Annotated in this window: 14 protein-coding genes; 8 read left to right on the top strand and 6 right to left on the bottom strand. The window is 45.3% G+C overall.

Annotated features, from left to right (window positions below; all coding sequences use genetic code 11):
- Position 1 precedes the first annotated feature (1 nt).
- The 3 genes from L1D50_RS05615 to L1D50_RS05605 all read left to right on the top strand — a co-directional run bounded on the left by L1D50_RS05615 (position 2) and on the right by L1D50_RS05605 (position 12616).
- Complete coding sequence (locus tag L1D50_RS05615; RefSeq protein WP_239965666.1) at positions 2 to 3385, top strand: amino acid adenylation domain-containing protein; 3384 nt, start codon at positions 2 to 4, stop codon at positions 3383 to 3385.
- Positions 3385 to 10818, top strand: a complete 7434-nt coding sequence (locus tag L1D50_RS05610; protein WP_239965665.1) for a non-ribosomal peptide synthetase — start codon at positions 3385 to 3387, stop codon at positions 10816 to 10818. Before L1D50_RS05615 ends, L1D50_RS05610 begins: the two co-directional genes overlap by 1 nt.
- 247 nt (positions 10819 to 11065) lie before the next feature.
- The gene (locus L1D50_RS05605; protein ID WP_239965664.1) at positions 11066 to 12616 is read left to right on the top strand and encodes an alkaline phosphatase D family protein; all 1551 of its coding nucleotides are present in this window, start codon (positions 11066 to 11068) and stop codon (positions 12614 to 12616) included.
- A 312-nt stretch (positions 12617 to 12928) separates the two neighbouring features.
- On the opposite strand, the gene L1D50_RS05600 is transcribed toward L1D50_RS05605, so the two are convergent.
- From L1D50_RS05600 to L1D50_RS23540, 5 genes are all read right to left on the bottom strand, one after another.
- On the bottom strand, positions 12929 to 15127 hold the full coding sequence (locus L1D50_RS05600) for a TonB-dependent siderophore receptor (protein WP_239965663.1): 2199 nt from the start codon (positions 15125 to 15127) through the stop codon (positions 12929 to 12931).
- Between the two features lie 86 nt (positions 15128 to 15213).
- The gene (locus tag L1D50_RS05595) at positions 15214 to 16518 is read right to left on the bottom strand and encodes a lysine N(6)-hydroxylase/L-ornithine N(5)-oxygenase family protein (protein ID WP_128726731.1); all 1305 of its coding nucleotides are present in this window, start codon (positions 16516 to 16518) and stop codon (positions 15214 to 15216) included.
- A gap of 472 nt (positions 16519 to 16990) precedes the next feature.
- Positions 16991 to 17407 (bottom strand): biopolymer transporter ExbD, encoded by a 417-nt coding sequence (locus tag L1D50_RS05590; RefSeq protein WP_239965662.1) that lies wholly within the window; start codon positions 17405 to 17407, stop codon positions 16991 to 16993.
- On the bottom strand, positions 17407 to 18129 hold the full coding sequence (locus L1D50_RS05585; protein ID WP_128726729.1) for a MotA/TolQ/ExbB proton channel family protein: 723 nt from the start codon (positions 18127 to 18129) through the stop codon (positions 17407 to 17409). The genes L1D50_RS05590 and L1D50_RS05585 overlap by 1 nt, the downstream gene beginning before the upstream one ends.
- Before the next feature lie 13 nt (positions 18130 to 18142).
- Positions 18143 to 19015 (bottom strand): energy transducer TonB, encoded by an 873-nt coding sequence (locus L1D50_RS23540; protein WP_239965661.1) that lies wholly within the window; start codon positions 19013 to 19015, stop codon positions 18143 to 18145.
- A 290-nt stretch (positions 19016 to 19305) separates the two neighbouring features.
- Here L1D50_RS23540 and prfC point away from each other — a divergent pair, with 290 nt between their 5' ends.
- The 5 genes from prfC to L1D50_RS05555 all read left to right on the top strand — a co-directional run bounded on the left by prfC (position 19306) and on the right by L1D50_RS05555 (position 25122).
- On the top strand, positions 19306 to 20895 hold the full coding sequence (gene prfC / locus L1D50_RS05575) for a peptide chain release factor 3 (protein WP_128726727.1): 1590 nt from the start codon (positions 19306 to 19308) through the stop codon (positions 20893 to 20895).
- A gap of 24 nt (positions 20896 to 20919) precedes the next feature.
- Positions 20920 to 22662 carry an arginine--tRNA ligase gene (gene argS / locus L1D50_RS05570; protein ID WP_239965660.1) on the top strand — a complete coding sequence of 581 codons (1743 nt, stop codon included), beginning with the start codon at positions 20920 to 20922 and terminating at the stop codon, positions 22660 to 22662.
- Between the two features lie 68 nt (positions 22663 to 22730).
- Positions 22731 to 23372 carry a pyridoxamine 5'-phosphate oxidase gene (pdxH, locus tag L1D50_RS05565; protein WP_205125730.1) on the top strand — a complete coding sequence of 214 codons (642 nt, stop codon included), beginning with the start codon at positions 22731 to 22733 and terminating at the stop codon, positions 23370 to 23372.
- Entirely contained in the window at positions 23323 to 24141 is an 819-nt protein-coding gene (locus L1D50_RS05560; protein WP_239965659.1) for a TatD family hydrolase, read from the top strand. The genes pdxH and L1D50_RS05560 overlap by 50 nt, the downstream gene beginning before the upstream one ends.
- Before the next feature lie 426 nt (positions 24142 to 24567).
- Positions 24568 to 25122: a hypothetical protein gene (locus L1D50_RS05555; protein ID WP_239965658.1), complete on the top strand. Its 555-nt coding sequence runs from the start codon at positions 24568 to 24570 to the stop codon at positions 25120 to 25122.
- A 552-nt stretch (positions 25123 to 25674) separates the two neighbouring features.
- Here L1D50_RS05555 and L1D50_RS05550 read toward each other — a convergent pair.
- Positions 25675 to 26403, bottom strand: coding sequence for an alpha/beta fold hydrolase (locus L1D50_RS05550; RefSeq protein WP_128726722.1), 729 nt, complete (start codon positions 26401 to 26403; stop codon positions 25675 to 25677).
- Positions 26404 to 26449 lie beyond the last annotated feature (46 nt).

Raw genomic sequence — 26449 nt, 5'->3', positions numbered from 1 at the left:
CATGTCGATCAATGCACTATTGGCAGCGCGCAAAGGCAATATGACACTGGCGCAGAAAAAAGCCATGCTTAAACAGCTCGAGGATAAACAGCTAGTTCAGTCGAGTGCGCCAGTAATTAAAAAACTTGGCAAACTTCAAGCGCCGTTATCGGCGGCACAGCAAAGGCTGTGGTTTGAGTGGTTGATCAACCCTGAAAATACCGCATACCACCTTGGTGGGGGGATGTGTTTAAGTGGCCATCTAGACAAAGACGCGCTGCGTGCAAGCTTAGATCACTTAGCCGAGCGCCATGCTGGGTTGCGTACTCAGTTTGTTGAAGGGGAAGGCGCCAAACCTGCGCAAGTGGTTTTGCCGACACTGAGCTTACCGCTGGAATCGGTAGAGCAACATGAATTAGTCGCTGAAGTCGCAGCACTGCAAGCACATGATACAGAGCTGAGTCGCGAACAAGCGCAGGAACAGGTTTATAAAGCAAGGTTAGCGCGCTTCGCTGCAACGCCTTTTGATTTACGGACAGGTCCTTTGATGCGAATGCAGTGGTTGCAGTTTGCTCCAGAGCAGCATGTACTCTTAGTCGTGATGCACCACATAATTAGTGATGCGTGGTCGAAGAGTTTGATTATTAAAGACTTCGTTGAAATTTATCAAAAAGCGAGTCTCGCTCAACCCATCACCCATGACGCGAACCGGTTAGATTATACTGACTTTGCTCAGTGGCAAAATGATTGGCTTAACAGTGATGCTGAGCAAGTGCAGCAGCAGTGGCAATTTTGGCAGCAACAACTCACAGGTCACTTGCCTGTGGTTGAACTCGGTGTGACAAACTCAGCGAATAACGTACCTAAGGCAGAGCAACTCGTTACTCAGTTACCCGCGCAATTGGCAGCACAAGTCACACAATTTGCGCGTGAACAAGGGGTCTCGCTATTCGTCGTGTTATTGACTGCGTATCAAGCTTTGCTGCATAGATACACAAACGAAGATGAGCTGCTGACGGCGGTTCCGGTGGCAAATCGGAACCAGTTTGCTACCCATAGTGTGGTTGGCTTTTTTGTTAATATACAGCTGATGCGCTTGCCTGTTGCTGGTGAATTAACGCTGCAGCAGCTATTGCGCAACTGTGCCAAACAGGCATTAGCAATCCAAGCGCAACAAGACATCCCCATAGACTCACTGATGAAGCGTTTTCAACCTAACTTGCAGGGCGCAACGCCTTATCAAGTGATGTTCAATCATCTCAAAGATAGCAGCAGTGGTTTAGCACAATTGCACGGTGTCTCGTTGACCAATTACTTTAGCTTGACTCAGGGCGTAATGTGCGACCTTGCGTTAGATACAACCGAGCTAAGTGATGGTGGCGTGCAATTACAATGGCGTGTTGATAGTAGTAAACTTTCAGCGGCTTGGATCTCCACATTTGATGAGCAATATCAGTCGCTCCTGCGCACCTTTTGCCAAGCTCCAGAGACTCAAATTCGCGATCTTTCACTGAACAGTGCCGAACGGAAAGCGGCTTTAGCGGCGCTTGAATCCGGTGGTAAAACTTCAGCAAGCTTGCTTAGCGTACCTCAAGCATTTACGCTTCAGGCACAGAAAACCCCAGACGCGATTGCGTTAAGGTTTGCGGGCGAGTCAGTCACCTATGCTGAATTACAGCAACGGGTAAATCAATTAGCACAGTATTTGGTGGCGCAAAATATCAGCCATGAGTCGAAAGTGGCATTGCTATTTGAGCGCAGCATTGAGATGGTGGTGGCGATGCTAGCTACGCTTCAAGCTGGCGCGGCTTACGTACCAATCGAGCCTCAACTGCCCGAGGCTCGCTTACACTATATTATTGAGCAAAGCGCCTGTGCATGTATCTTGAGTCATGCTCCAGTAAAAGCGCAGCTGGCAGAGAATATCTGCGCTCAAGTAACATGGCTTGAGCACTTAGAGTTAAGCGCTTATCCAACCACAGCACCCAATGTGACAATCCATTTAGATAACTTAGCCTATGTGATTTATACCTCAGGCTCGACGGGCAAGCCCAAAGGGGTTGCATGTGTACATCGCGGCGTCGCAAATCGTTTGGCTTGGGGGCAAGCTCGCTATCAGCTTCAAGGCAGTGATAGGGTGTTGCAAAAAACGCCATTTGGTTTTGATGTTTCTATTTGGGAGTTTTTCTGGCCATTAACGCAAGGTGCAAGCCTAGTATTAGCAGCGCCAGAACAACACAAAGAACCGACACAAATTCGGCAACTTATTGAAACAGAAGCGGTGACGGTTTGTCACTTTGTTCCCTCCATGTTGCAAGCATTTATGACGGGGATAAGCAGCTCACGCGAAGCGCTGGGCGGAAAAACCTTATGTCCAAGTTTACGCCAAGTATTTACGAGCGGTGAAATGCTTACCTTGCAAACCCAACAGCAATTTTTTAGCTACTTTGAACAAACGGCACTGCACAATCTTTATGGACCGACAGAAACGGCGATAGAGGTGACAAGCTGGCAGTGTCACCAGCAAGATGACGTTATTCCAATTGGTAAACCTATCTCTGGCGTACAAGCTTATGTATTGGATGGTGCGCTCAATCAAGTGCCGATAGGGGTGGCAGGAGAGTTATATCTCGCCGGTGAGTGCTTGGCGCGCGGTTACTTATCTAGACCGGATCTCAGTGCTGATCGTTTTGTCGCGAATCCATTTGCCGATAGTAACAGCCAAGGCGCTAGAATGTATCGCACTGGCGACAAGGTAGTTTGGAATGATGAAGGTCAACTTGAGTTTTTAGGCCGCTTAGATCAGCAAGTGAAGATCCGTGGTTTGCGGATTGAATTGGGCGAAATAGAGAGCCAACTAAGGCAATTAGCCAATGTAGTTGATGCTGCGGTGTTAGTGAAAAATAGCGTTGGTGGCGAGCAATTAGTGGCATACCTGGTGCTAGCAAATGGCGCTGAGCTTGGGCCTGATACGCTTAACTCGCAACTTACTACTCAGTTGCCGCAATATATGATCCCTAGTGTGTTTGTGCAGCTTGAAAAATTGCCGCTCACTGTGAATGGCAAGCTAGATCGTAAAGCTTTACCTGAGCCATCGTTACAGCAATTTTCAACGTTTGCGGCACCACAAGGTGAAATCGAAAGTGGACTGGCCAAGATATGGCAGCAGGTGCTGCAACTTGAAAAAGTCGGACGTGACGACAACTTTTTTGCACTTGGCGGACATTCTTTACTTGCGGTGGAAACCCTGAGCCAAATCCAAGCACAATTTGGTGTAGACATTGCGGTGCGCGATGCTTTTGCTAATCCAATACTAAAAGACTTAGCTGCAATTATTTCAGCACAAACAAATCCAGAGCAAGAAGATGCCTTGCTCGACTTAGAAGCATTTATGGAGAACCTATAATGAGCAGTGAGGTCATCCAACGCATTGCTGAGCGCTTTCATCAGTTACCTCAAGAAAAACGTCAGCTGGTCTATCAAAAGGTGCAAGCCGATGGGCTGAACATGCGTCAGTTTCCCGTTTTACCTTTTCATCACTCAGCTGAGGCTGCTGAGCTGTCTTATGCACAGCAACGTCAATGGTTTTTATGGCATTTAGACCCAGACAGTGCAGCGTATCACATCACTGGGGGGTTACAGCTTGAAGGTGAGGTAAACCTGAGTGCGTTGACACGTGCTTTTCAGCTATTAATTGCTCGTCACAGTTCGCTTCGCACGCAATTTGTACAAGTTGAAGCTGAGGTAAAGCAGCAGGTGCTACCAATCGAGATTGCCAATGATTTTCAGGTAGAGGTAGGAGCGGGTGATAACATTGATGCGGTGCGTCAGCAATGGTTAAACACACCGTTTAACCTCACCCAAGGCAACTTAATTCGCGTGGGACTACTCACGCTTGCGCCAAATCAATATCAACTGGTGGTGGTACTACATCATATTATTGCTGATGGTGGTTCATTACAGATTTTAGTGGGAGAATTTGCCGCGCTGTATAGCCAATTGCTTAGCGCTGAAATTGCACCGGGAGATTTATCGAGTCAGCTGGCTCAATCAGCACTACCGGCACTGAATATTGCCTATGGTGATTATGCTAAATGGCAAAAAGACTGGATGACGGCCGGTGAGCTTGAGCGTCAGTTAGCGTATTGGCAGCAAAAGCTCGGTGACGAACAACCGGTGTTACAACTTAAGGTGGATAATGGTTTAGCTCAACACTCAGAGCACGGCAATGCTCGCGGTGCCTCACACGCTTGGCAATTACCACAGAGCTTAACGCAGCAGCTAGGTACTTTTGCCACCAGCCATCAGGTTTCTCATTACATGGTATTGCTGACGGCATTTCAGGTATTGCTACAGCGCTATACCGGGATGGAGCAGATCCGTGTCGGTACGCCAATCGCGAATCGACAACGGGCTGAAGTCGCCAATTTGGTCGGCTTATTCGTCAACACCCAAGTGCAGGATAACCGCTTTGACAGCCGCACTTCATTGCAACAGGTTTTAGCACAGGTAAAGGCTTCCACACTTGGAGCACAAGAATATCAAGATTTACCTTTTGAGCAATTGGTTGAAGCTTTGCAACCTGAGCGAAGTAGCGAAGTGCATCCGTTATTTCAGATATTGTTTAACTATCAGTTTGGTGATTTAAGCCAGTTACAACAGTTGCCAGGGCTCAAAGTGGGTGAATTGCCTGCAACCATAGGAGAAGTGCAGTTTGAGTTGGTATTAGATGCTCATGAAAACCGAGCGGGCGCTTGCTTTTTAACTTTTACTTACGATCAAAAGGCCATCTCCACGCAACGCATTGTTCGCATGAGTCAGCACTTTGAGCGGGTGCTTGCTGCCTTGCTCACTGAGCCGACTATGGCCCTTGGTGACATTAACTTGCTAGACGATAGTGAAACGCAGCAATGGCAGCGTTGGGGGTTAAATCCACAACTAGAAGACACCACCCCAGTGCAACAAAAGTTTAGCCGTTTGGCTCACACCCAGCCAGATGCAGTGGCAGCGGTATTTGCAGATTTAACCTTGAGCTATAAACAACTGGATGAACGTTCAAATCAGCTTGCGCAGCACCTTCAAAGCCTAAATATTGGTCGCGAAGATAGAGTCGGTGTGGCGCTACAGCGCAGTATGGATACGGTAGTGACGTTATTAGGCGTGTTAAAAACTGGCGCAGCCTTTGTGCCTATGGACCAAGATTATCCGCCAGAGCGACTGGCTTACATCGCAGAAAATAGTCAACTCACAGCCATTATCACTCACCCTGACGCACAGTCGAAATTAACCGAGGTGCTGAAAGATACGCAGATCACACACCATTTGGCTTCTTTGCCTGTCGTCAACTTAGCACAATTGCCTTGGCAAACGTTGTCAGCCCAGCCGCTTGACGTGGCTATTCATCCCGAGCAATTGGCTTATATGATTTATACTTCGGGCTCAACGGGTCGCCCGAAAGGGGCTGCGATCAGCCATCGTGCACTGAGTAACTGCATGGCATGGATGGCAAGACAATATTCTCCACAACCTGAGGAAGCGGTATTGCACAAAGCCGCTTTTGGGTTTGACGTGTCTTGCTGGGAGATTTTCTTCCCTCTGAGTGAAGGGATGTCGGTGGTGGTTGCAAAACCTGGTGACCAACGCGATCCGCTCGAACTGAAGCGACTTATCCAACAACAAAGCGTTGCAATAACCTCGTTTCCTCCTGCTTTATTACAGGCCTTTATCGAGCTACCTGATGTGGCCGAATGCACCTCGCTGCGGCATATCATGTGTGGTGGTGAAGCCGTACCTGCTGAGTTATTCCGTGACACATACAAGGCACTGCCTGATGTTGTGATGAACAACTTGTATGGGCCAACAGAAACCACAATTCATGTAACCCACTGGCCTTTTATTAACGACAATAGAAGCTTAGCGCCTATTGGCCAAGGTATTTCACAAACCCATACCTATATTTTAGATGCCAGTTTAAACCCAGTGCCTGAGGGCGTTACTGGTGAGTTATACATAGGAGGCATCCAGCTGGCCAGAGGGTATTTTGCCCGACCAGATTTAACTGCCGAACGTTTTGTTGCAGACAGCGTGTTAGGTAATGGCCAAAGGATGTACCGCACTGGTGATTTGGCGCGCTGGAATCAAAACGGTGAGATTGAATACCTAGGTCGTAGCGATGATCAAGTACAGATCAGAGGGTTTAGAATAGAGCTGGGTGAAATTGCTGAGCAGTTAAGACGCTTACCTCAAGTGCGCGAAGCCAAAGTATTAGTGAAACACTTGGCGACCGGCGATAAATTGGTCGCTTATGTTACCGGTAATATTCAAGATGAGCAGCAATTAGCTCAAGCACTTGGTGAAAATGTACCGGATTATATGGTGCCCAATGCGTTTGTGGTGTTAGATAAAATGCCACTGACAGCCAATGGTAAAGTTGATAGCAAAGCTTTGCCTGAGCCACAATGGGCCAAAGCGCAGGAATACAGCGCACCGATAGGTGAGGCTGAAACCATGACTGCACACCTATGGGCAGATTTACTCGGCCTTGAGCGAGTGGGCAGGGATGACAACTTCTTTTCGTTAGGTGGCCACTCACTGTTGGCGATTAAGCTGGTGGAGCGTGCACGCCAAGCTGGTTGGCAAGCACAAGTGAAAACCTTATTTAGTCAGCCAGTGCTCAAACACTTCGCGGCTGCCCTTACGCCATACCGCCAAGATGCAGCACCAGAAACCGCATGGTCAGGGATTGCGACGGATACCGCTGTTATCACCAGTGAAATGCTGCCATTGGTCAGGCTGGATAATGATCAGATAGCTAAAGTCGTCGAGCAAGTAGATGGGGGCGTACAAAATGTCCAAGATATTTATCCGCTGGCGCCGCTGCAGTCGGGAATTTTATTCCACCATACTTTGCAAGAAAAAGGCGACGCTTACATTACGCCTAACCTATTACGTTTTGAAAGCCGCGCGCAGCTAAGTGCATTTGTTGATGCGCTTAACCTTGTTATTGCCCGCCATGATATTCTGCGTACAGCCATTTTTTGGCAGGGTTTGCCAGAGCCTGTGCAAGTCGTGCAGCGTCAGGCCAAAGTAGAAATCAAGTGGTTAGATTGTGCCTGTGACGCGCCACTAGCTGTTGATGAAGCAGGCTTAACGGCAGCAGCAAGACGCTTAAATGAGGCCGTAGATCCAACTCACTTTAGGCTAAACACACAGTGTGCGCCTTTAATTGCCGCCATTGCTATTGCCGAAGTGCAAGACGAGACCTGCTGGTTGCAATTGCCGAGTCATCATTTAGTGATGGATCACACTAGCTTAGAAGTACTCGTTGAAGAAGTGCAGATGATTTTAGCGGGTAATGCAGCGCTACTGCCAGAGCCTGTACCATTTAGACGTTTTGTGGCGCTAGCGCAGCAAAATCCAGAGGCCGAAGCGGAGCAAAATACCTTCTTTAGTGAATTATTAGGGGACATAGAAACGCCAACTGCGCCATTTGGATTGTTAGATATTAAGGGGACAGGTGAGGACATTCTAACCCACGAAACTGCCGTACCTGAGACACTGGCCGCCCAAGTGCGCCACCTTGCCATAAAGCAAAACACCAGTGCTGCTGCGGTATTCCACCTAGCTTGGGCGATGGTGCTACAAAAGCTGACCGGACTAAATGATCCGGTATTTGGCACGGTGATGTTTGGCCGCTCACAAGGTGGAGAAGGCGCCGATAGGGCTGTTGGCATGTTTATCAATACATTGCCGATCCGTTTTCGATTGCGCCAAGCAGATCTTAAATCAGGATTGCAACAAGCGCAGCAACTGTTAACTGCGCTTATTAGCCATGAAAGTGCGAGCTTATCCAAAGCACAATCTTGCAGCAGCGTAGCGAAAGGAACGCCGTTGTTTTCGACGCTGTTGAATTATCGTTATAGCCCAAATGCGCACAAACATGGTGATTCGAAAAAGCTCTATGTTACCGATGATGGCTGGCAAGTGTTTGGCGGTGAGGAACGCACCAATTACCCTATTGGAGTTTCTATTGACGATGCTGGAGATGGCTTTAACATCGTAGCGCAAACACTACCGAGTGTTGAACCTGCGCAGTTGTGTGGCTATTTACTGAATGCTTTGACTCAGCTTGTCGCAGAGCCGGAACTAAAGCCGCTAGGTGATTGGCAAGCGTTGACTGACAATGCGTGGCAAACTCAGCGCTTGTGGAGTGAAAACCCCATCAAAGAGAACACCCAGCAAGCGGTCTACCGCTTATTTGAAGCACAGGTGAAAAAACAGCCTGACGCTATCGCCGTGACATTTAAAAACAATCATGTGAGTTACGCTGAGCTTAACCAACAAGCAAACCAGCTGGCGCATTATCTACAATCACAAGGCGTGGGTATAGAGAGCCGAGTCGCTGTGGGCATGTGGCGTAGTGTTGAAACCGTGATAAGTCTGTTGGCAATCATGAAAGTGGGTGCCTCGTACGTACCACTAGATTTAGATTATCCAGCGGAGCGTTTGCAATATATTGTGGCGTCAAGTGGCGTACAGCTGTTATTGACTCATGCTGAAGGGGTAGATGCACTGCCGCCATTCCCTGAGCAGATCATGCCGTGTGTATGGCAACAGATAGACTTAGCGCCATACAGCCAAGATAATCTCATTGTCGATGCTCACCCTGAGCAGCTAGCTTATGTGATTTATACCTCTGGCTCGACGGGACGACCGAAAGGCGTGGCTATTAGTCACCGCTCACTGGTTAGCTGTATGCAGTGGATGCAGCGCGAGTATCAACTTACACGGGAAGATGCGGTGTTACATAAGGCGCCGTTTGGCTTTGATGTCTCTTGTTGGGAGCTATTTTTCCCACTGAGTCAAGGCGGCCGCATTGTGGTATCTGAACCCGGAGATCATAAAGATCCAGACAAGCTAATTGCACTTATCAAGGCGCAACAAGTTACAACCGCAAGCTTTGTACCTACGATGCTACAAGCCTTTATTGAGCAAACAAACCCCAGTGAAGAGAACTATTTACGTAACATTATGGTAGGAGGAGAGGCTGCGCCACCGGAACTTCGTCAACGCATGTTCGCCGCGTTGCCAGATGCCAAGGTACATAATTTATATGGACCAACAGAAACCACAATTCATGTGACCAACTGGGAGTTTACGCAAGCGCCACGAACCACAATTCCAATCGGTCGTGCTATCTCAAACACCAGCTGTTATGTACTCGATGAATACTTGACGCCAGTTCCTCAAGGGGCAGTAGGTGAGCTCTATTTAGGCGGAGTAGGGTTGAGCCGAGGTTATCTTAACCGTCCTGACTTAACCGCAGAGCGATTTATTGCCGATCCGATATCTGCATCAGGTGGTCGCCTTTACCGTACCGGTGATTTGGTGCGTTGGAATAAAGAAGGGCTGATTGAATACATGGGTCGACTCGACCACCAAGTTAAGATCCGAGGCCTGCGTATTGAGCTTGAAGAAATTGAAGCTCAGCTTGCAAGTATTAGCGGTATTCAAAAAGCTGTTGTATTGGCAAAGCCTTCGCCGTCAGGCGACCGTTTAGTTGGCTATGTGCAGTCTCAACAAGTACAGTCAAGTGATGAGCTAAAAAGCATCTTAGCCAAAGTCTTACCCGACTATATGGTGCCAAACAGCATTATGAGTCTTGAACGCTTACCACTTAGCCCGAATGGTAAAATTGACCGCGACGCTTTACCGGAACCGGTTTGGCAAGATAGCGGAGAGTTTGTTGCGCCAATAAACGATATGGAGCAAAGTGTGGCGCAAGTCTGGTCTGAGGTTTTAGGTATCAATAATATCAGTCGTTTTGCTAATTTCTTTACGCTTGGCGGCGATTCTATCGCGTGTCTAAAAGTGGTGTCATTGATGCGCCAACGTGGTTTTGAAATGGCGGTAAAACACATGTTTGAAACTGCGGATCTGAGCCAGTTAGCCTTGCAGTTAACTGAGTTGCAAGGCACTACAGGCTCCGGAAATACACTTTGTAGCGAGCCTATTATCGCACTGAATCAAAAATCAGCCGCTGCAAGTGCGCTATTTTGCTTACATGATGGTTTTGGTAAAGTGTTGGACTACACCACTTTGGCAAGGCATCTCGATGGCAAGCGCACAGTGTACGGGCTGACCTATCAGCCTGATCCCTTAACTGGGCAAGCTGCTGATTTATCTGCGCTGGTGGCATCGCATCTGAGCGAAATTCGCAAAGTGCAAGCTCATGGACCTTACCGTTTATGTGGTTGGTCTTTAGGTGGCGTATTGGCGCACGCTATTGCCGCTGAATTAGAACAACAAGGTGAGCAAGTAGAGCAGCTGCTTTTACTTGACCCTTACTCGCCACCTCATGCAAGTGCACAGCGCTCAACACTGGCAGAGCAAATAGGCCCAATGATGCAGCTACAAACCTTCTTTAGCTTATTACTGAGCGAAGAAAGTGGGTTTGCCTTGATGCAAGACGTTGAAATACAAAGTACGCTGGCTGAATGCTCTGCTCAACAGCAGATATCAAGTGATGACATTCAAAGGTTGATGAAACAAGTGTTTGAGCACCCAAGGACGGAGTTTATGACGGGTTACGGACAGTTAACGGCTCAAGACTTATACCATTTATATCTGGCCTTCCAGCCGTTATTCTTGGCTGCTGTCAATATTGAGACGCTGCCTGTTTACACCGGTAAGGCCGAACTGTTTTGGATGAAAGGTCGAGAGCAAGCGCATAAAGCATGGTGGTACGAATGGTTGAATAGCCAAAGTGTTTCGTCTCACGACTTGGATGTTGGGCATTTTGCGGTGGTTAAAGAGCGTACCGTATTAGAACGTGTCTAGCGAAGTTTAAAGTTGATGTATAAAGCGGCTATAAGTCGCTTTATTTTTATCTTTAGGTTTGTCTTCGGAAATAAAAACGGCGCTGAGAAGTGAACTGGGTGAAATTAACTTAAACTAAGTTTAGTTACTTCTACTTGAAGTGTGATTCCCCTCCTTTATTTATAAGAGTTATTGAAAATTAAGGTATGGAAAAATCAGAAAGATCTGACTGTTATTTAATCAAAATAATTAAGCTCAAGGATATGTGATGCTTGTTCAACCTTTACTGATTGGTCCAATAGTGGGACACACTACTTCGTCAAGTTTCCGTGTTGGTGGTAGTTGTTTAAATGCGAACAGTTGCATTGGCGTTATCCGCATTAGAGAATCGGAGTCATCTCAGTTTTTACCAATTCAGACTTTTCATTTTAGCGCTCATTACAATGATATGGGCATAGTTGATATTTTATCATTAGAAGCTAACACGACTTACCGTTACGAAGTTGGTTATGTAATTTGCGATACGCTGGATGAACTAAATCAAGCACTTGAAGAAGATAAATTAATTTGGGGAGCTGATCAGACACCTGATTTGAATGGACAAGTAACGACCTTCCCTGAGGACAATAGCACTACTACTCGATTTATCATGGGGTCATGTCGTGACAACCTTAGCAATAGAGGCGAGGAAACATTCGACAATATCTACGCTTACCTTGATGAAATTGACGAAGAATTAAGGCCAACCATGTTATTTATGTTGGGCGATCAAATATACATCGACCATGCGCATATTTTTGATAAGTATCAATTCAGACCTAAAATCGAAGACTATTTTAAAGAATATGACGAAGCGTTTGGTTTATACATGTTTAACAAAGTGACTCGACAACTGCCTTGTTACATGATGATGGATGATCATGAAATACAAAACGATTGGTCGCTGGGGAAGTTCAATGAAGACGAGCACAAAGTTAAGCAGCAGTTCAATAAAAATACTCTTGAAAACGGCCTTATAGCGTATGAAGCACATCAAGCTGGCTTCTCTAATTTAATTGAAGAACCAGAGCAGTTTATCCAACAGAATTTCCCTCTTCATCCAATCGCAGGACGCAAAAAGTATTGGTACAAGTTTACTCATAGCAACAGTGACTTTTTCTTTTTAGATGTGCGCGGTGATAGTGAAATTCGCTCTAAAGAATATGAAAGTGAACACACTACTGAGCCAAAAATTTTGAGTGATACTCAATATACTGAGCTGTGTTCATGGCTAAGCGATACTAGTGGTAAAGTTAAGTTTATTGCCAGTTCTATTCCTCTATTTCCTGATACCAAAGGAAAGTTAGGCACACCAGAAGATAAATGGTTTTTAGCTGCAAAGCAGCGTGTTGAACTACTCGATTTTATTCGAACACTCGAAAATCGCCCTCAGGTAGTGTTTTTATCAGGTGACGTACATATTTCAGCCGTTGCTCAATTGACTCATGAGGACGATCCAGATTTCAAAGTGTTCAATATTATTTCTTCTGCGTTCCATTGGTATGTTCTTGGATTGCAAGAAGATCATTTTAATTGGGGTAAATTATTAGCGAAGAAAGCGAGGGCAGATCATGTTGAAGATGGCCATGCTACCTTTTCTAAGTATCATTCAGAAAGCGTGATTAAAACAGCTTTTGGTAAACCAAAAATATTTAAGCGTAATAACTTCGCAATAGTAAGTGTTGAACAGGTCGATGGTAGGAATCAAGTTTCGGTTGAGTTTCGAAGGGGAAAGGACTATAGCAAAGTACTTAAAAATATCATGCTAGATTTTAGCTAATGTAAAATGAAATAAAAAACTTAAAATCAAATGTTTGCTGCGTTTTTGGCTGGGTGACCTTGGCTCAGACATCGTTGTTCCAGATTACTGTTTTGGTTATGGTATATAGTAGCGATTTTAAATATTCAGTGCTCTTTTGTTCGCCCAAATCTATGGTTTCAGTATCAACACAAACAACCCTTTCCAAATTTCCCTATAAGTAGGGGAATTTGGAAAGGGTGCAATGTTTGTACATTACACTCTCTAAGTTGACTCTCTGCCAGGCTGAGTAGCGCCGTTTTTGCGAGAGTTAATTTATCTAGTTGCTAGCACTTACCATTGGTAAGTTGCAGTTAATGCGATGTTTCGGCGACTGCCATAAGAGCATGATGTCGCGCCACATGAAGCGATAACCTTTTTGTCAGTTAGGTTACGTACGTTCAGTGCAAAGCGCCATTGTGCCAGATCGTAACTTGCCATGGCATCAAACAGGGTGTAACCCTCAACGGTTTTAGGTGCTTTTTCACCAGTACCTTTGTTACTTCCTGTGTAACGTGCACCTAAACCTACAGTGAAGTTGTCGGTAAGTTGATAGTCACTCCAGATATTAAACTGATGCTTTGAAACGGCTTTATCCTGTTTGCCCACTTCGTCAGCAAGTCTTGGATCTAGACCACTTTCAGTGACATCCGCTTTTGGAATATAAGCGTAAGAAGCGGTTAAGTTCATTTTTTCAGTTGGTTGCACAAAGGCATCAAATTCTAAACCGCGCACAACGACGGCACCGGTTTGTTTGTAGCCAGCAGGTTCGGTTGTCCATACCCACTGAGTGAAGTCACTACGTTCAATCTCAAATACCGCTGCACTATAGCTTGAAGTTGAGTCCTTTGGTTGATAGCGCACACCGGTTTCGTATTGTTTACCTGTTTCAGGTGAGAAAGGGCGAGCGGTAGCAGGGTCAACATTGGTTGTCGGTGCAAAAGATTCGGAGTAGCTAAAATAAGGGGCTAAGCCGTTATCAGCTAAATAAACAACACCTGCGCGAGCACTAAATTCTCTGTCTGTACGCACTGATGTCGGGTCTACTTGGCCTTCTAGCGTCTCATTTTTTAGCTTTGCTTCATCCCAACGACCAGCCAAAGAAATGATGATCTTCTCATTAATTTTGATTTGGTCTTGGATATAAATACCAAACTGCTCTAGCTTGGAAATACCCTTGATGTTAGGTTCAGGCTGGATCACACTTGAGCCGTAAGTCGGGTTAAATATATCAAGATCAGCTAACACACCGCCGTAGCGCGCTCTCACTTCAATCTCAGTATCTTGATAATCGGCACCAATGAGTAAGGTATGCTCTACGTTACCGTGTGAAAATTGACCGATCAAATGCGTGTCGATAGTGGTGCCGCTGACTTCCTCTTTACTTGATAGTGGAGTACGGGCTAAGTAACGGAAGTTTTCAGGGTCATTTGGGTTATCAGCATTTTTTTGCGCCCATTTACCCCAAATGATGCCATAGTCAACGTCAAATTCCGCATAGCGTGCGTGTTGCTTGATTTGCCAGCTGTCATTGAAATGATACTCGCCTTTATAACCTACTACCCACTGTTCTTGGTTGTAGCGGTTGAAATCAGGCTCACCAATCAATGTTGAAAACGGGATTTGGCCGTTAGGGTTCGGTAAAATAGTACCTGTTGTTGGGTAGGCGTGCCAAGCAGCGCCAGACTCAATGTCGTAATACTGTGAGTAAAAGGTGATTTTCCCTTGGCTACTTGGTTGCCAAGTCATTGATAGGGCTAAGTAGTCGCGATCGTTTTCTAGTGGATCGGTACTCAAATCAGACTTTTTGGTTAAGCCTGTCACGCGATATAAATACTCGCTATCGTCGTCAATTGGACCTGACATATCAACGGCTAGTTGTTTGAGGCTGTTATTGCCAAGCTTGATCTGCAGCTCATTTTGCGAAAATGGCGTTGGCATTTTACTAACTAGGTTAACGACGCCACCTGGGCCATTTTGACCATATAATACTGAAGAGGGGCCTTTAAGAATTTCTATACGCTCCATACCGTAGCTTTCGGTCTGCCATAAACCCCAGTTACCACTGTTACGGATCTGTAGACCATCTTGGTAGAAACCAGGTGCATAAGCATCAAAGCCACGAATGTATAACCAATCGTATTGTGGTAAGTCACCCCAAGGTGCGGTATTTACACCTGCGGTATATGATAATGCTTCTGTCACACGCGTTGCGCCGATGGCTTCAATTTTGTCTGCGGTGACAACATTGATGGTTTGTGGCACCTCAATTATTGCAACATCGATTTTTGAGCCAGTTGCACTGCGGCGTGCATTGTAACCTTCAACCGGACCTGTTGCCGTTTCTTGGTCGGCATCAGCATTGACGGTAACCGCTTTTAGTTTGCTTGGCGAGTTACCTTCAGCATGTGCAGTTGATACCAGTGTTAAACCTAAAATGGCGGCAGCAATGGGTGATAGGGTTAACAATGGGGTTGAGCGTTGTTGTTTCACAAAGACTCCTTATTATTTTTGAGAAGCAGATTTATTTATGAGGTGATTGAGCAGAGCTTTTCTCAATCACCCGTTTTAGTTCGAGGCTAGTCCACTAGCGCCGTGTTATCAGTAACTTGAGGCGTTGATGTTTGTTTTAGTTGTTTAAGTACCTCACCAATTTCTTGGCTACGGACTGCCAAAATTGATAACAAGGTATCGCTCAGTCCATGGGAACTTTCGCATGCGCCTTGCAAGAAAATATTCGGTTTAAAGTCTTCCGTGCTTTGAATGCGGTAATCGCGTCCTACGGTAAAGTCACCTAAGTATTTCGATAAAGGCGCCAATAGCGTTTTGTGCTGATCACGTACATAGCCTGTTGCTAGCACTACCGCATCGTAGGTACATACTTTAGTGTCGCCAGTTTTGCGGTTTGTGAGAGTTAAATGAATACCGTTTTCGTCCGCATCAACCGCCGCGACCTCTGTGCTTGAAAGGAAGCGATGACGATAGTGACTGCGTACTTTTTGTTCGTAAAATACACCGTAAATTTGTTCGATAAGTGGTAAGTCAGGACAGGCGTAGTTGGTCTGGCGGTATTCTTTTAAGAAGGCTTCGCGCTCGATATCGGATTTAGAGAAAACCTTATCAGTATATTCTGCGTTGAAAATTTCATTTACAAATGGACTGTCGTCCGATGGCTTAATAGAGTTTGCACGAATAACAAAGTCGACTTGGTTATCATCTGCGCGGCCGTGTAAATCCATAAATATTTCGGCGGCACTTTGACCTGCGCCAATTACGGCAATTTTCTTAGCTGTGTTATTTGCTTCAATAGCGACTTTGTAATCATTACTGTGGAATACGCGAGTGTCGCCTGCCAGCTTTCTAAATTGTTTTGGTATATATCCACCGCCACCAATGCTTACGACTAGGTTATCTGTTTCGACGACTTTTTCACTGCCATCAACACCTCTAGAGTGCACTTGTAGTGCAACAACTTGCTCGTTTTCTATAATCGGTTGGACATCAAATACGGTTTCGCCATAGCTGGTTTGATCTTTAAAATGCGAAGCCGCCCAGGCTAAGTAGTCGTTAAATTCATGCCGGCTTGGGAAAAATGTCTGCAGGTTGATAAAGTCTGCTAAGCGGTTTTTTTGGTGCAAATAGTTAATAAACGTAAATTCACTTTTAGGATTACGAATAGTGACCAGATCTTTCAAAAAGGAAATTTGCATGTGGGTGTTTTCGAGCATCATATTTTTATGCCATGAAAACTCTGGCTGACGTTCCATAAACAAGGCATGGTTAGCCCAATCCGTTAGACCTTGCTCGCGAAGTGCGATTGCTAGTGCAATATTAGAAGGTCCGAAGCCAATACCTACTAATGAAAAGCGAGATGTGTTGTTCATACTTAATCCTCACAGTTACGGTCAGCTACTGCTATTGTCCTAGGGCCTGCTGAGCGTCAAGACCGACAGGGCGCTATTAATACCAATTAGTCTTAATACTTGCTCAATTTGAAGGAGCAAACCTGACGCTAACTGCGTTAAGAATTTCTCATTTAGAACAACTAAATAGAAAAACCTTCGCCTTGTTATCGACAAGATTTTCTCGCCTCAAAATAGATCACTTAATTAAGCGAATCGGTATGACTATCAGAAGCTCAACTAAAATTATGTTTTGGATTAGACGAGTGAGAATTTAATTTATTTAAATATTTATGAAATTAATTCGTATTTAAACTGTCTAACGAGATCCTTCGTCGTTTAGTGCTTAATCTCTGCCCGTTGCACTGTGTTAAAAAGCTAAGTTCTGTCTATTTATCTATCTTCATAGCGCCATAACAAGGCGACACCCCGCTTAGCGCTATCTTGGTTTTTATTACTTGGTTTGCGTCACAAAGTTCAGTGAGTTAACGCCCGATTGTTGCGCCAGTGCCATAACCTCGACTATTTTTTCATAGGGAACTTTGGCAGCTCCTTGTAATTGGATCGGAGGCTGCGGTGATTGTGCGGCAACTTCCACTAAACGTTGTTGAAGTTGCGCGAGCGTAATGGCTTGCTGTTGCCATTGAATATCACCATTTGCTTGTACTATCAAAGAGACGCTGTTGGGCAATATCTCTGCGCTGGTTTCTTGCAAGGCTGCTTTGGGCAGCTCCACTTCAATAGACTGAGTGATCACAGGCATGGTGATAATAAAAATGATCAGCAATACCAACATCACATCCACAAGTGGTGTCATGTTTATTTCAGCCATGACCTCTTCGTCATCTTCAAACCCCTGACCAAACGCCATTATTTGCCTCCTACGGTCTTAAATACTGGGCGCTTTGCGTTTGCACTTGGTGCAGAGCCCATCAGTAAGAATGCATGTAATTCGTGAGCAAAGTGATTCAGGCGGTTCACGACGCGTTTGTTGCCCCGGGTGAGTGCGTTGTAACCCAATACCGCAGGGATAGCGACGGCAAGGCCAAAAGCGGTCATAATTAATGCTTCACCTACAGGACCTGCCACTTTGTCGATACTTGCTTGGCCACTAACGCCAATGCTGATCAGGGCATGGTAAATACCCCATACCGTGCCAAACAAGCCGATAAAGGGCGCGGTGGCACCAATGGAAGCAAGTATCGCTAAGTTACTCTGTAGTTCCGATTTACTTTCGTCAATAGAAGTCCGTAAGCTGGCTGTTAACCATTCAGCGATAGGTAAATTACCATGCAAATCTTCTTTGTGTTGTTCATGATGTGCCTTGGCATGCATGCCTTCGTTGACCAGTGAACTAAAGGGCGTTGCTTGGCCCGTTGGAGTTTCGAGTAATAAAATACCTGACTGCACATCTTGTGCGTGCCAAAACTGCTTGGAGCCAACAAGTGGCTGTTTTAATTTATAAAGCTTAATGCCTTTGATTAATATGACGCACCAAGTTGCGATTGACATAAACAGCAAACTAAACGCTACTGCTTTAATGACGATATCGCTTTGTGCCCACATGGCGGCGATTCCGTATGGGTTCTCCATGACTGTTCCTTATTTAATTTAATGCAAAATTGACAGGCTGTAGGTACCAATAACCGATCGCTTGTCCGTCTTGAGTTGCCGGTTGGTATTGCCAGTGTTTTACAGTTGCTTTTGCAGACTGATCTAGGCGACCGTGGCCACTCGACTCATGTATTTCTATCTCAGAGACGCTGCCGTCCGCTTCAATATAAATTTTTAATAATACTGTCCCTTGTTCTTTAAATTTACGGGATAATCTTGGGTAAATAGGTGCCGGATTGTTTAATGCATTAGCGTCACTCATGTGCGGCAATACAAGTCCTGGCGGTAAACTCGGATCCTGAGAAGTGGTGGCCGCCTCAGCTGTGTTACTAACATTTTTTTGTTCTGGTTGGACTGGGGAGCTGACTGGAGCAGGTTCTACAACAGGCTCAGGCTCTACAACAGGCTCAGGCTCTACAACAGGCTCAGGCTCTACAACAGGCTCAGGCTCTACAACAGGCTCAGGCTCTACTACAGGCTCAGGCTCTACTACAGGCTCAGGCTCTACTACAGGCTCAGGCTCTACTACAGGCTCAGGCTCTACTACAGGCTCAGGCTCTACTACAGGCTCAGGCTCTACTACAGGTTCAGGCTCTACAGCAGGCTCAGGCTCTACAGCAGGCTCAGGCTCTACAACAGGTTCAGATTGCTGAACTGTGCTTTCCTTTGTTTGCGCTGGTAAGTTGATAAACTTGCCCTTAATACTTGAGTGCTGAGAAGATATTTCTATTGGCTCAGGTGTTGAGGTAGTTGTCCACGCAAAAGCAATGCCTCCGATATGAATAGCAATAACAAGGAAACATGAACTTAAGGACGCGACGTCAGGGGATTGCAGTCGCAAAGCTTTTGTGTGTGAGGTAGGCACAACTACGTACATCCGTTACTAATTTAAATGCAAATCGTTATTACTTTATTTTGTTTGTTACAAAAATACAAGAACCACATACTCAATTGTATGGGTATTTTGCGCATGAGTTAGGCAAGTTCAGTCATATCATTTGCGATAAAACAGAATAAATATCGTAGAAAAATCGCTCTGCGATTGAGTATCTTGGCAAGATAAGCGAAAATAGACGATTAACTGATATTCATAGCCTGAGTAGGGCAGAAAACAGTCCTCTGTACTGTACTCAAAATAAGAGAAGATTTTAACCGATGTCAAACGCTTCAATTCCTCAGGAAGTCTCAAAAAGACGGACTTTCGCGATTATTTCGCACCCGGATGCGGGTAAAACCACCATCACCGAAAAAGTACTTTTATTCGGAAAGGCGTTACAAAAAGCCGGTACGGTTAAAGGCCGTGGCTCAAACCAACACGCCAAATCTGACTGGATGGAAATGGAAAAAGAGCGTGGTATCTCGGTAACAACTTCTGTGATGCAGTTTCCATACAATGATGCCTTAGTAAACTTACTAGATACTCCGGGACACGAAGACTTCTCTGAAGATACTTATCGTACGCTCACCGCTGTTGACTCGTGCTTGATGGTAATCGATGCAGCAAAAGGTGTAGAAGACCGTACTCGTAAATTAATGGAAGTAACGCGCTTACGTGACACGCCAATTGTTACCTTTATGAACAAATTGGACCGTGATATTCGTGACCCAATGGAGCTACTTGATGAAGTAGAAACCGAGCTGAACATCATGTGTGCGCCGGTGACTTGGCCAATTGGCTGTGGTAAAGAATTTAAAGGTGTTTATCACATTCACCGTGATGAAACGATTTTGTACCAAACTGGTCAAGGTCATACGATCCAAGACAAACGCGTGATCAAAGGGCTAGATAACAGCGAGCTTGACGCCGCCGTGGGTGAAAGCCTTGCGGAACAACTTCGAGAAGAGCTTGAGTTAGTTATGGGTGCCTCGCACGAGTTTGACCGTGAATTGTTTTTAACTGGCGAATTAACTCCTGTATTCTTTGGTACGGCACTTGGTAACTTCGGTGTTGACCACATGCTTGACGGATTAACCGAGTGGGCGCCAACGCCACTGCCGCGTCAAACTGATGAGCGTGAAGTAAAAGCCGATGAAGAAAAGTTCTCTGGTTTCGTGTTTAAAATCCAAGCAAACATGGATCCAAAACACCGCGACCGTATCGCCTTTATGCGTATTGTATCTGGTAAATATAGCCAGGGCATGAAGATGAACCACGTGCGCCTTGGTAAACAAGTCAGTATCGCAGATGCAGTAACCTTTATGGCGGGTGACCGTGAGCGTGCTCAAGAAGCGTTCGCGGGTGATATTATCGGTCTACATAACCACGGTACTATTCAAATTGGTGATACCTTCACACAAGGTGAAACGCTTAAATTTAGTGGTATTCCAAACTTTGCGCCCGAGCTATTCCGTCGCATTCGCCTAAGAGATCCACTGAAGCAAAAACAGCTCCTTAAAGGGTTGGTACAGCTTTCTGAAGAAGGTGCAGTACAGGTATTTAGACCACTTATCAATAACGACCTGATTGTAGGTGCGGTTGGGGTGCTACAGTTTGATGTGGTTGTGGCACGCTTAAAGTCTGAATACAACGTTGATGCAATTTACGAGAGCGTAACGGTTCAAACCGCGCGTTGGGTAAGCTGTGATGACGAGAAGAAAATGGCAGAGTTCCGCCGCAAGTGCGAGCAAAACTTGGCACTAGATGGTGGTGATAACCTAACTTATATCGCACCAAGCCGCGTAAACCTGAACCTATCGATGGAACGTTACCCTGACGTGAAGTTCCATGAAACTCGTGAACACTAATCGCTGCGCATTAAAGGAAAACAGATGAACATCAAAAGTATTTTAATTGAAAAAGCCAATGCTGCGATGCAAGCGGCTGGTATCCCTGAAGGTACAAACCCTGCGGTAACACAAAGCACGCGTCCACAGTTTGGTGACTATCAAATTAACGGTGCGATGGGGGCTGCTAAAGCACTAAAAACTAACCCAAGAGAGCTTGCGCAGAAGATCATCGATAATCTAGACGTTGCCGAACTTGCTGAAAAAACAGAAATCGCAGGCCCTGGTTTTATTAATATTCACCTCAAGCCTGAGTTTTTAGCCACAAGCCTAGAAGCGGCAAATAATGATGCCAAACTAGGTGTTGCTGAACAGGCTACACCTGACAAAGTTGTGGTCGACTTTTCTTCGCCAAACCTTGCTAAAGAGATGCACGTAGGTCACCTGCGCTCAACTATTATTGGTGATGCCGTTGTGCGTGCCCTTGAGTTCCGTGGTGACACTGTTATTCGCCAAAACCATATGGGTGACTGGGGTACCCAGTTTGGTATGTTGATAGCACACCTTGAAGATTTGCTGAACCAAGGTGTTGACCTTGAAAACGTCGCCCTTGCGGATCTTGAAAGCTTTTATCGTGATGCCAAAAAGCGCTTTGACGACGAAGCTGGTTTTGCCGATAAAGCCCGTGATTACGTAGTAAAACTACAAGGCGGTGATGCGCATTGTAAGAAGCTATGGGAAATGTTTATCGACACCTCAGTTAAACATTCTGAAGAAGTATACGGTAAACTAAACGTGACGCTTACGCGTGATGATATCATGGCAGAAAGTGCTTACAACGACCGTCTTACTGGCGTGATTGAGCTGCTAAAAGAGAAAGGCATTGCGGTTGAAGATCAGGGCGCTCAAGTTGTATTCCTTGACGAATTGGCAAATAAAGACGGTGAACCTTCCGTATTTATCGTGCAAAAATCAGGTGGTGGTTTCTTATATTCGACGACTGATTTAGCAGCCTGTGATTACCGCTCAAATGAGCTAGATGTTGATCGTATCCTAATTTTTGTTGATGCGCGCCAGGGCTTACACTTCAACCAAGTTGAGATCACAGCACGTAAAGCGGGTCTTTTAAAAGACAAAACCAGCTACGAGCCAAGCCTGTTCGGTACAATGATGGGTAACGACGGCAAACCGTTTAAAACTCGTACTGGCGGTACGGTGAAGTTATCAGACTTACTTGACGAAGCGGTGAGTCGTGCGACAGAAAAGCTTGCTGATAGAGCCTCTGACCTATCTGATGAAGCACGCCAAGAAATAGCACGTAAAGTGGGTATTGGTGCGGTGAAGTACGCCGATCTGTCAAAACACAGAACCAGTGATTATATCTTTAACTGGGATACGATGCTGAGTTTTGAAGGAGCCACAGCGCCATATTTGCAGTACGCCTATACTCGTGTTCGTAGTATTTTCCGTAAGGCAAACATGGATAGCGCCAGCCTAACTGGTTGCATTCAAATTCAAGCACCGCAGGAAAAGGCACTTGCACTTAAACTGCTGCAACTTGAAGAAGTACTTGATCTGATGATCAGCGAAGCAACGCCACACGTATTATGTAGTTATTTATATGAGCTCGCGAGCTTGTATATGACATTCTATGAAGCGTGCCCAATTTTGAAAGATGATGTAGCAGCAGACGTCCGTGAAAGTCGTCTAGTGTTATGTAATCTGGTTGCTAACTCACTGAAAACCGGCCTAGATTTGCTTGGTATTGAAGTGATGGAGCAAATGTAAGTTCGTTTTAACTTGCATTAAGGTATACTAAAAGCCGCTTTATAGCGGCTTTTTTTGTTAAGGAAATTGTGATGAAACTTGAAGACATTCGCAGAGAATATACCAAAGACGGTTTACGTCGTGAGATGCTAAAAGACACACCCGTTGCGCAGTTTGAAACCTGGTTGCAGCAGGCGATTGATGCCAAGTTTACTGACCCAACTGCGATGGTTGTTGCTACGGTTGACGAGCATGGTCAGCCGTCTCAACGCATTGTTTTACTCAAGCATGTAGACGAGGACGGTTTTGTCTTCTTTACCAATACCGGTTCACGCAAAGCGCAAGAATTAAAGCAAAACAACAAGATATGCTTACACTTTCCATGGCATGAAATTGAGCGTCAGGTTATCGTGTACGGTGAAGCTATTCCGTTACCAACCAGTCGTGTTGCCAAGTATTTCTTATCACGACCAAAAGAAAGTCAGCTTGCAGCGTGGGCGTCTCAGCAATCGCGCCCTGTGTCATCTCGCCAAGCCTTGATGCAAACCTTTAGTAGCATGAAAGACAAGTTCGCTAAAGGCGAAATCCCACTACCTGATTTTTGGGGCGGTTATTGCGTGGAACCGACTAAAGTTGAGTTTTGGCAAGGTGGAGAACACCGTCTTCACGATCGCTTTATGTATGTCAAGCAAGCCGACGGCAGTTGGGAAATTGAGCGGCTCAATCCATAAATTCGCCTTTATAGATAGTCACTGTCACCTCGACTTTAACGAGTTGGCAGATGACTTAGCTACGCATATTAAAGCTGCCCACAGCAATGGTGTTGAACGCTTCGTGGTGCCCGGCGTTACCCTTAAGCAGTCTCTTGAGCTTATTGAGTTTCAAGCACATCATCCTCAATGTGAAATCGCCGCGGGGTTACATCCTTATTTTATTGGCGAACATCGGGACGACGATATGACTGCGTTGGTCGAGCATGTCATACACAATCGTACCCAACTGTGTGCGATAGGAGAGTGCGGCATTGATACAACCTGTGATGCGCTTGAACGGCAAATTGCACTGTTTGAAGCGCATATCACACTGAGTAATCAGGTAAAGCTTCCGCTAATCGTTCATCACCGTAAAAGTCATCACCTAATTGCCGCCGCGTTTAAACGTGTTAAACCACGGTATGGCGGGGTGATCCACGCCTTTTCAGGTTCAAAACAGCAGGCTGAATATTATATCGGTCAGGGTTTTAAGCTCGGAGTAGGTGGCACAATCACCTACCCAAGAGGCGAGAAAACAGCGCAGGTAATATCACAGTTGCCGCTTGAAAGCCTTGTATTGGAAACCGATGCACCGTCGATGCCGTTACATGGTTATCAGGGGAAGCCGAACTCCCCCAAGCGAGTCGTCCAAGTATTTGACAGGCTTTGTGAATATCGAAGCGAAACACCAAGCGAGCTTGCCTCAGCGCTCTATCGAAATACCACACAGTTGTTTGGCTTGAGCTAAATTGATGATGTCGAGATAAATCTTGACCTACGAGTCAATATCATAAATGGGATATAAACTCATACCTATCAGCAATAGATAACCCGTGTAGGAGCCGTTTCCCTCTGCGATCTTGATGCTTTTACCGCGATACAAAACCATACCTACCAGCAATAGAAAAGCAGGTGTAGGAGCCGGTTCACCCGGCGATCTTTACGCAGTTACCACGATATAGACCAGTAATCTCATTCCTCGCTCTAGGGCATTGTTCACTTCTGGTTAATGCTTATACACTTAATTTCAGTTCTCATATTGTTTGGACGAAAAAGCTCAAACATACTATTAAGAGGTTTTCACTTGTACGAAGTTACTCTCAGGTTGAACTAAAGAAATCACCAACAGCTACAGAACAAAACTGGAATTAGTCACAACAGGGATTGAGTTGTTATGTTTAAAATAATTTTACTTGTCGCGTTAACGTTCACCTCAAACTTGGTAATTGCGTCACAAACAGCGCATCCTTTTCCAAGCGCTGCTTGTAGTAATAAAGTCCATATCAGAGTTGTTGATCTGGTTTATTGTGTAGATAGCACGACACTATCAAAAATTAACTTTTTAGGGCTAAATAACCAAACTGTGGTCGTAACTAGCCAAGATCAAACTGAGTTGGCAATTGCGTTAAACCCACCGGAAATCTCACTTGGTGATATGCATAAAAAGTTGAGTATGAGTGTAAATGAATTTTTTCATGCCCTGTATCATTCAGATCCTAAAGTAAAAAACATAGCAAAGCTCCGCTCGGCTTTTGACATAGACGAAAAAAATCCGATGAGTGTGTACCAAAACGGCGATATTTTTGCTTTTGTCGTTATGGGGGAAAATCAAGACTACGATAGGGTTTATATTAATAAGAAGGGAAGCGATGTTATCTATCAGATAAGTGGTGAGTTTAACCAACCTCAGTTAAACCGCATTCTCTCCTCGCTTGTTTTGGATTTGTAGTATAGCTGTTCACCTTATAAAGTGGAAGCCGGTTCACCCGGCGGTTTTTACGCAGTTACCGCGATATAAAACCATACTTACCAGCAATAGAAAAATAGGTGTAGGAGCCGGTTCACCCAGCGGTTTTTACGCAGTTACCGCGATATAAAACCATACTTACCAGCAATAGAAAAGCAGGTGTAGGAGCCGGTTCACCCGGCTATCTTTATGCAGTTACCGCGATATAAAACCATACTTACCAGCAATAGAAAAACAGGTGTAGGAGCCGGTTCACCCGGCGATCTTTACGCAGTTACCCCGATATAAAATCATACTTACCAGCAATAGAAAAACAGGCGTAGGAGTCGGTTCACCCGGCTATCTTTATGCAGTTACCGCGATATAAAACCATACTTACTAGCAATAGAAAAATAGGTGTAGGAGCCGGTTCACCCGGCGATCTTTACGCAGTTACCGCGATATAAAACCATACTTAGCAGCAATAGAAAAGCAGGTGTAGGAGCCGGTTTACCCGGCGATCTTTATGCTTTTCTGGCATAGCATTAAAGCTACTCAAGCCAATTGCTGATTAATAATTGAGATCATCTCATCAGCGTATTGGTGAATAAAAAAGTGCCCACCGGCAAATTCAGTAAGCTGATATGGCTGTGTCGTTAGCTCCTGCCAAGCTGCAATATGCTCATCTACTATCTCGTCATCGCTGCCATGAAATACATGAATGGGAAGCGGTAAGGCTCGTTGCTCTGCGACATAGGTATCTGCGATTTTAAAATCCGCGCGTAGCAAAGGGATAAGTAACTCCATCAATTCTTTGCTTTCGAGCACTTCTTTTGGCGTGCCATTTAAGTCACGAAGCTCAGCGATAAATTCATCGTGTGGCAAAGCATGCAAGATACGTTTACCGGACTTGCAATGTGGCGCGCGGCTTGCGGATGCGAATATTTTTTGAGGCGTTGGTAAGTTTTCTAGGAGTAATTGAGAAGCTAAAGCGTAAGAAATACGACTGCCCAAGCTGTGACCAAAAAATGCAAATGGCTTGCTGGTAAGATAGTCACGGTAAAACATCAGCTCTTCAATTACATCAGACATGTTATCTATGGCTGGCTCTACGAGACGGGCGCCACGCCCAGGAAGCTGAACAAAAACGAGTTCAATATTGTCATTTGCTTTTTCGATCCAAGATGAAAATATAGTGGGAGAGCCACCAGCATATGGGAAGCAAAATAACCTAAGTTCGGCATTTGGATTTGGTTTTGGGGTAACAAAAAGCTTGCTGTTCATATCCTTTGTCATTAATTCTTATTTTATGTTGGTTGTTATATTATCA

The organism is Pseudoalteromonas sp. Isolate6, from assembly GCF_022398435.1.
In the GTDB taxonomy this organism is placed as follows: domain Bacteria; phylum Pseudomonadota; class Gammaproteobacteria; order Enterobacterales; family Alteromonadaceae; genus Pseudoalteromonas; species Pseudoalteromonas galatheae.
Note: the sequence above shows the minus strand (reverse complement) of the source record. Positions and strands in the feature narration are given on the sequence as shown.

Bases quoted from the DNA above. Each gene is read 5' to 3' on its own strand.
- L1D50_RS05615 (WP_239965666.1), top strand. From the start codon at position 2: ATGTCGATCAATGCACTATTGGCAGCGCGCAAAGGCAATATGACACTG.
- L1D50_RS05610 (WP_239965665.1), top strand. From the start codon at position 3,385: ATGAGCAGTGAGGTCATCCAACGCATTGCTGAGCGCTTTCATCAGTTA.
- L1D50_RS05605 (WP_239965664.1), top strand. From the start codon at position 11,066: ATGCTTGTTCAACCTTTACTGATTGGTCCAATAGTGGGACACACTACT.
- L1D50_RS05595 (WP_128726731.1), bottom strand. From the start codon at position 16,518: ATGAACAACACATCTCGCTTTTCATTAGTAGGTATTGGCTTCGGACCT.
- L1D50_RS05590 (WP_239965662.1), bottom strand. From the start codon at position 17,407: ATGGCGTTTGGTCAGGGGTTTGAAGATGACGAAGAGGTCATGGCTGAA.
- L1D50_RS05585 (WP_128726729.1), bottom strand. From the start codon at position 18,129: ATGGAGAACCCATACGGAATCGCCGCCATGTGGGCACAAAGCGATATC.
- prfC (WP_128726727.1), top strand. From the start codon at position 19,306: ATGTCAAACGCTTCAATTCCTCAGGAAGTCTCAAAAAGACGGACTTTC.
- argS (WP_239965660.1), top strand. From the start codon at position 20,920: ATGAACATCAAAAGTATTTTAATTGAAAAAGCCAATGCTGCGATGCAA.
- L1D50_RS05560 (WP_239965659.1), top strand. From the start codon at position 23,323: ATGTCAAGCAAGCCGACGGCAGTTGGGAAATTGAGCGGCTCAATCCAT.
- L1D50_RS05555 (WP_239965658.1), top strand. From the start codon at position 24,568: ATGTTTAAAATAATTTTACTTGTCGCGTTAACGTTCACCTCAAACTTG.
- L1D50_RS05550 (WP_128726722.1), bottom strand. From the start codon at position 26,403: ATGAACAGCAAGCTTTTTGTTACCCCAAAACCAAATCCAAATGCCGAA.